This is a genomic window from Clostridium lapidicellarium (assembly GCF_041224415.1).
Taxonomy (GTDB): domain Bacteria; phylum Bacillota; class Clostridia; order Clostridiales; family Clostridiaceae; genus Clostridium_B; species Clostridium_B lapidicellarium.
Window position 1 is genome coordinate 55,477 of record NZ_JBGFFE010000020.1, and the last position, 6,000, is coordinate 61,476.

7 protein-coding genes are annotated in these 6,000 nt (G+C 41.8%); 2 read left to right on the forward strand and 5 right to left on the reverse strand.

Annotated features, from left to right (window positions below):
- Positions 1–108: 108 nt before the first annotated feature.
- Complete coding sequence (locus AB8S09_RS12185) at positions 109–264, forward strand: hypothetical protein (protein WP_369869239.1); 156 nt, start codon at positions 109–111, stop codon at positions 262–264.
- A 152-nt stretch (positions 265–416) separates the two neighbouring features.
- On the opposite strand, the gene AB8S09_RS12190 is transcribed toward AB8S09_RS12185, so the two are convergent.
- Together AB8S09_RS12190 and AB8S09_RS12195 are read right to left on the reverse strand one after the other, a co-directional pair.
- A complete protein-coding gene (locus AB8S09_RS12190) occupies positions 417–677 on the reverse strand; it encodes a Txe/YoeB family addiction module toxin (RefSeq protein ID WP_369869240.1) in 261 nt (86 codons plus the stop codon).
- Positions 670–936: a type II toxin-antitoxin system RelB/DinJ family antitoxin gene (locus AB8S09_RS12195; RefSeq protein ID WP_294184118.1), complete on the reverse strand. Its 267-nt coding sequence runs from the start codon at positions 934–936 to the stop codon at positions 670–672. Before AB8S09_RS12195 ends, AB8S09_RS12190 begins: the two co-directional genes overlap by 8 nt.
- A gap of 342 nt (positions 937–1,278) precedes the next feature.
- Between AB8S09_RS12195 and AB8S09_RS12200 the strand changes: the two genes are divergently transcribed.
- Complete coding sequence (locus AB8S09_RS12200) at positions 1,279–1,434, forward strand: hypothetical protein (protein WP_294184116.1); 156 nt, start codon at positions 1,279–1,281, stop codon at positions 1,432–1,434.
- A 293-nt stretch (positions 1,435–1,727) separates the two neighbouring features.
- Here the strand turns inward: AB8S09_RS12200 and AB8S09_RS12205 are convergent, their stop codons facing one another.
- From AB8S09_RS12205 to AB8S09_RS12215, 3 genes are all read right to left on the reverse strand, one after another.
- Complete coding sequence (locus AB8S09_RS12205; protein ID WP_369869241.1) at positions 1,728–5,051, reverse strand: cell wall-binding repeat-containing protein; 3,324 nt, start codon at positions 5,049–5,051, stop codon at positions 1,728–1,730.
- A gap of 179 nt (positions 5,052–5,230) precedes the next feature.
- Positions 5,231–5,494 (reverse strand): Txe/YoeB family addiction module toxin, encoded by a 264-nt coding sequence (locus AB8S09_RS12210; protein WP_294184112.1) that lies wholly within the window; start codon positions 5,492–5,494, stop codon positions 5,231–5,233.
- Positions 5,479–5,736, reverse strand: coding sequence for a type II toxin-antitoxin system Phd/YefM family antitoxin (locus tag AB8S09_RS12215; protein WP_294184110.1), 258 nt, complete (start codon positions 5,734–5,736; stop codon positions 5,479–5,481). The genes AB8S09_RS12210 and AB8S09_RS12215 overlap by 16 nt, the downstream gene beginning before the upstream one ends.
- Positions 5,737–6,000: the final 264 nt, after the last annotated feature.

Here is a 6,000-nt window from a genome sequence, read left to right on the forward strand (position 1 = left end):
AAACTGGTAAGTACTCTGATGGCTGACGGATTGCTGCGGCAGCTGGGATAAGATTCCTACAGATAGATTAATTGCAAAAGCCGCTTGTCCGCTCAAACTGCTTAACAGATGGTGGATTGCGCAAAAGCCGCTTGTCCATTTACAGTTTATTCATACTTTACGGATTTGCTTGGACTGCAGCGGGCATTTGAAATGACGCCAATCCCTGAACTTAGGTGCGATTTGGCAAAGGATGCCTGGCCTGAAAAGTTGCTGAATGTTTGAAGGATTTATTCACAATTTATTCATGACCCCCGGGGGTTGCTCGTCCACCCGGCTGTTCTCGGCATTTTCCGGGGTTGCATGTCCACCTGCCAAAATCACAGCAAAACTTTGGAAGTTGCATGTCCAACCAAGACGGAAAAAGAGGATGCATATTATTTTTCATAGTGTGTCTTGCATTGGGCTATTTCAATTTGATTATTTTCAATACGGTATACCAAACGGTTAACTCCATCAATTCTTCTGCTCCAGAATCCCTGTAGTTCATATTTTAAAGGTTCAGGATCCCCAATGCCCTGATTTTCATTTCGATCAATATCTTTAATAAGCTTATTTATCCTTTTTAATGTTTTTTTATCTTGCAATTGCCAGTAAATATAATCTTTCCAAGCTTCATCAGACCATAGTTTATTCATCTTGCACCTTAACAATATCGTGCATTTTACCTTTACCTTCATTAAGTTGATTTATAGATTTTTTTAAATGGTTCATATTGGATTCACTGTAAAATGGTTCACTGGCAACAATATCAAAAGGTATTCTTCTTTCTCTCACAACTGCCTTCAGAAAAATATTAATTGCAGTAGTTGTATTCATACCAAAATCTTCAAAAAGACTTTCTGCCTGTTCTTTTAATTTTTCATCAACACGAACGTTAAGTGTTTTCTGAGCCATATATATCACCTCTTTTTTATTATATTATACAGCAACTATTTAATTTTGTATATATATTGTATATACATTATACTGCTTTATGTATTAAACATGAATTGCTTTAGTATTCTAGTAATTACATATTTGTCTCCCATTATTTCATTCACAAACATTAATCAACAAAGAACAAAGTTCAAAGAGCAAATATCAAAGATATCTGAACTCTGAACTTTGGATATATACCTTGTTTTTTTCACAATTTTCACAGCTGTGGACTGGCCGCAGAGGCTGCTCATCCGTTCAAACTGCTTAACAGATGGTGGATTGCATAAAAGCCGCTTGTCTGCTCAAACTGCTTAACAGATGGTGGATTGCGCAAAAGCCGCTTGTCCATTTACAGTTTATTCATACTTTATGGATTTGCTTGGACTGCAGCGGGCATTTGAAATGGCGCCAATCCCTGAATTTAGGTGCAATTTGGCAAAGGATGCCTGGCCTGAAAAGTTGCTGAATGTTTGAAGGATTTGTTCACAATTTATTCATGACCCCCGGGGGTTGCATGTCCACCTGCCTGTTCTCGGCATTTTCCGGGGTTGCATGTCCACCCGGCATAACCGGCGTAACCGGCGTAACCGGCACATTCAAGGCACCCCAGTCACACCCGGCAAAACCTCCCGGCAGGATCATTTTGCAGTCNTGCCTGTTCTCGGCATTTTCCGGGGTTGCATGTCCACCCGGCATAACCGGCGTAACCGGCGTAACCGGCACATTCAAGGCACCCCAGTCACACCCGGCAAAACCTCCCGGCAGGATCATTTTGCAGTCAGCGTGTATCCATCCAGGTCATCGCCTGAAGGTGAATAAGTTGTATAGCCGTAATTGCCGTGTTTCTCACTTCTTATATCAATAGTGGAACTGCTGTCATTTGCAGTTACCTTTATCACATCGCCGTCGTTAAAAGAAGATGAACTGAAGCTGTAAACAACAGTTTTTCCGTCAACACCTGCTGAAACCGGAGTGAGCGTCCTGCCTGAAGTTACGTCGGTAAATACAAAATCGTCCCCGTACTGGTTTTCTATATCATCGTCCAAATCCTGGTTGAATTTTACCTTCACAGTATCGCTGCCTGTACCTGAGGAATCCGATGCGGTGAATTCATCCGGTTCTGTCATCGGAGGTATATAAACTATCATGGAGCCAGTTTTTATGCTTCGTCCTGCGGAATCTTCAGAGCCGGTGTTTACAATGCTGAGGTTTGTGCTTTCTCCGCAGTCTTTTATGTCGTCCACTTTTTCGCCATCCTTTACGCTGCCGCTGTAGGTCAGAATTATATCATTTCCCACTGTCGTTATGCTGTCAGGCTTGTTTCCGTTTACCCTGAAATCGTTCATGTCCACAATATCCAGGGAACCTGTAAGTGAAGCCCTCACTTTTATGTCGCCGCCTATAAATGTCATCTTTGCAGTGCCCGATATGAGTTTTGGCCCATCTCCACTGGCGCTGTCCTCTATGTCGCCGATGTAGGAACCGAGGTCAAGTGAATTGCCGTCCTCGTCGACAACATCCCTGACTCCAAGCTGGATTACACTTGAGGAAGTGCTGCCGCTCCCTATGCTATAGCCTGAAGAGAATTCAACGGTAACACTTTTGTCATCATAAGAAGGCGTTACAGATGCACTGCCGGGCAGATTTCTGACTTCTCCGGTCCCGTCTCTGAACACATAATTTGACTTGTTTGAAAGTGAATCGTCATCCATGATCCTGTTGAAAAATATCGTGGCAGCGTTGGAGCCGTCTGCTTTTTTGACTATCTCGGTGACAGCAGGGCTTCCGCTGTCCATTCCGGATAAGGTGGTCGTGTAATCGTCCATCACATTGGGTTTTGCTTCAGTATCTATTATGTTTTTGACAGACAGCGTGTACTTGGAGCCGCTTAGGGCATCATCGTCAAATCTGAGGTCGAAGTTCCTGCTGCTGTTTCCGTCAACAGTTACGATGCCTATATTGTCAAGTTTGTAGCTTATGTCATTTCCCTCGGAGTCCCTAATGGTATAATTTCCCTTGGTAGTGGCATAACTCCTGACAACATCCTTGTCGAATTTCACCCTTATGGTGCTGTCGTCGAGAATGTTTGCAGATGCAACAGATGGTTTCTTGCTGCTGCTTCCATAGTAGAGGTTCATGCTTGTCTGGTAAAGTGAATTCTGAAAGGTATCCAAAATATCGTTTTCCGCAAGGACCGTGTTTATCCCCTGATCCAGCATACTGCCCACATTTTTTATCTTCACTATGCTGTCACCGAAGCCGGAATCAAATGTGACATAGGAATCGTCCACATCTACAGTGTCCCCGTTTATCTCATAGTTGGAAGGATCAAGGGCTGTCTTTGTGTCCATCGCCCTATTGTATTTTATATAGATGGTACCTGCATTATTGGTGGTGACGCTTTCAACTTCAGGCCTTCCCGACACAGGTTCAATGGTGAACGGTTCTGACTGTGACAGCATTGGAATGTTGGCGCCATTGTCAAATTTACTTGTAGCTGTGCCGTTTGGCATAGTAAAGGTATTGTTTCCTATGGGAAGCACGGAGTCAAAATAGAGATCAACACCGTCGGCCCAGCCGCCGCAGTCATCCTTCAATTCAGTATATGAAGTGTTGAGGCCATAATTCCTGACACTCCTCCTGTTTATCTTCATTGAAGACAAATCGCTCTCCTGAATCCTCACAGGTTCGGAAAATCTGACTTTAAGCTTATTACCGCCTGCTGCATCTACGGAACTGATTGAAGGAGAGCCGGTTTCCTGAAATACAATGTTATTTTCATATTTGGCTATGCTGGAGGAGGAGCTGTCATCAAGGATATTGTTTTTCACGGTAAATGTCACTTTTTTCCCCTGTGAAAATGGATTCCTGAAAGTAATTAAAACGGTTCTGTCATCATCCTGGAGGTAGGCGGAGGAATCGGTCTGCGTCGTGGAGCCCAGGGAATTGCCGTCTATTTCATAATTTGCTATTCTCTCTGCAGAATCTTCGTCTACTTTTGTGTTGAAGACAACCTTTATCTGGTTGAGTCCCACTGAAGTTACGGAGTTTACCGTATTGCTCTCTCCTACAATTCCATCTGCCGCATTTTTTATATCGGCGATAGTTTTGTCGGAAATGACACCTTTTTCCGAAATTACATTGAGCGATGCAATTGAATCAGATTTCTCCTTGATATAATTCAGTGCATTCTCTGTCTGAGGTTCACCCTCTTTGCTTACAAGTACCAGAGGCGATGAATTTATTCCAGCAATGGAGGCCGCTATGAGGGAATCCGCATACCTGTCTCCATATGCATCTGCAACGTATATTTTTTCCTGTTTAAGTTCCTTCGAGAAGGCTTTGAGTATGTTCAAGTTTGTCTCGAACCTGTCCCTGCCGCCGTTTATTCTCTCGACTGCCCCAAGGACATTATAGGTGCTGTCACTTATAAGGTTGTTCGTGCCTATAACCGTAACTTTGGATTTATTATTTTTTATAAAATCAGCTACGGATGCCATACTGTCCATATTATTTCCGCCGAGAAGAAGTATTTCATTTTTGGCAGAAGCGGCAGGTGCTGCAGAAAGTGCATCAGAAAACCCCTCCCCTCCCGTCATCATCACATTAGAAGGATCCATTCCCAATTCAACAAGTTTTTTGGCCACAGCTGCATTGGTATCATATCTGTTCCTCCCGGAAAGTTCAATGAGATTATAATTCCTACTTTTCAGTTCAGACCTTATGCCGGAAGAAATCACATTCTCCCCGCCAAGTACATATATATTCTCCGGCTTTAATTTACTTATTTCATCACCTGCAGCACTGCTCAATTTTGAGCTTCCAGTCAAGAGAACAGGTGCATCGAGCTTTTTTGAAAGTACGGCCGCACTTATGGAATCCGCATACCCGTCACTTGATACAAGGATAACATTGCTGCAGGTAGTCCAGTTGGAATCGGCAGCAGCTGCCGCAGTTTCATAGACATCGGATCCGCCCAGCTGGTTGAATTTACTCTCAGAAGCCTCTGCAGGAACTGCCGGAACAGCAGCACATATCACAAGAGAAAACACAGCAGTTCCACCTACAATCTTCATGGTATCTCTATTCATAAAATTTACTACCCCCATCCCTTTTACATTATATGAATATTGTACCATATGAATTGTACATGTAGAAAAAATTTTATGAAAATATAGAATATACAGTATAAAGTAAAAAATACTATTTCCAGAAATTTAAATTTGGGCAGAGAAAAAGCCGCCATAAAAGACGGCCTTTTCTTCCTGTTTTATCTATAGTGCGTCCACATTCTTAAAATCTTTACCACTTTCCTATCTTCCAGTACCTCATATACTAACCTGTGCTGTATATTTATCCTTCTCGAACAAAGCCCTCTTAAATCACCAACTAACTTTTCATATTCTGGTGGATTTTCATATGGGTTTTCAGCAATTATCTTCAACAATTCTTTAGCTTTTTTATCCAGTCCGCACGATTCCAATTTTTTAGCATCTTTTACGGCTTGTTTTGTAAAAACTATTTTATATTCCAACCTATATCCTCTAATGTCTTACATTCCTCTACAGGTTCTTTCTTCCCTTCAAGGATACTCTCTTTCATTCCAGGTATGGATACAAGGTTCAATGTTTCCTTTATTGCTTCCCAGTCATCAGCACTTAACATAACGACATCACCGTTTTTGCTGGTTATCTGTACAGGTTCAGAATCCAATATAATTCGATTTATAATATTATAAATATCATTTCTTGCTGATGTGACATTATAGGTTTTCATCGACATCACCTCTTTTTACATTATACCGTACGTTTTTACGTTTGTCTATACTTACAGAAATTTAAATTTGGGCAGAGAAAAAACCGCCATAAAAGACGGCCTTTTCCCTATTCTGCTTAGATTATATTTTATTAATAACCCCCGAAAATGGTTTTACTAACCAAAATGGGTAATAGAGGGGTATTATCAAGTTGGTGGTTATCCTGGAATTTGTCTGTCATTTACTGGATTTCAATTCTTCCTGACTTCTTCTGTCCTTTCTCG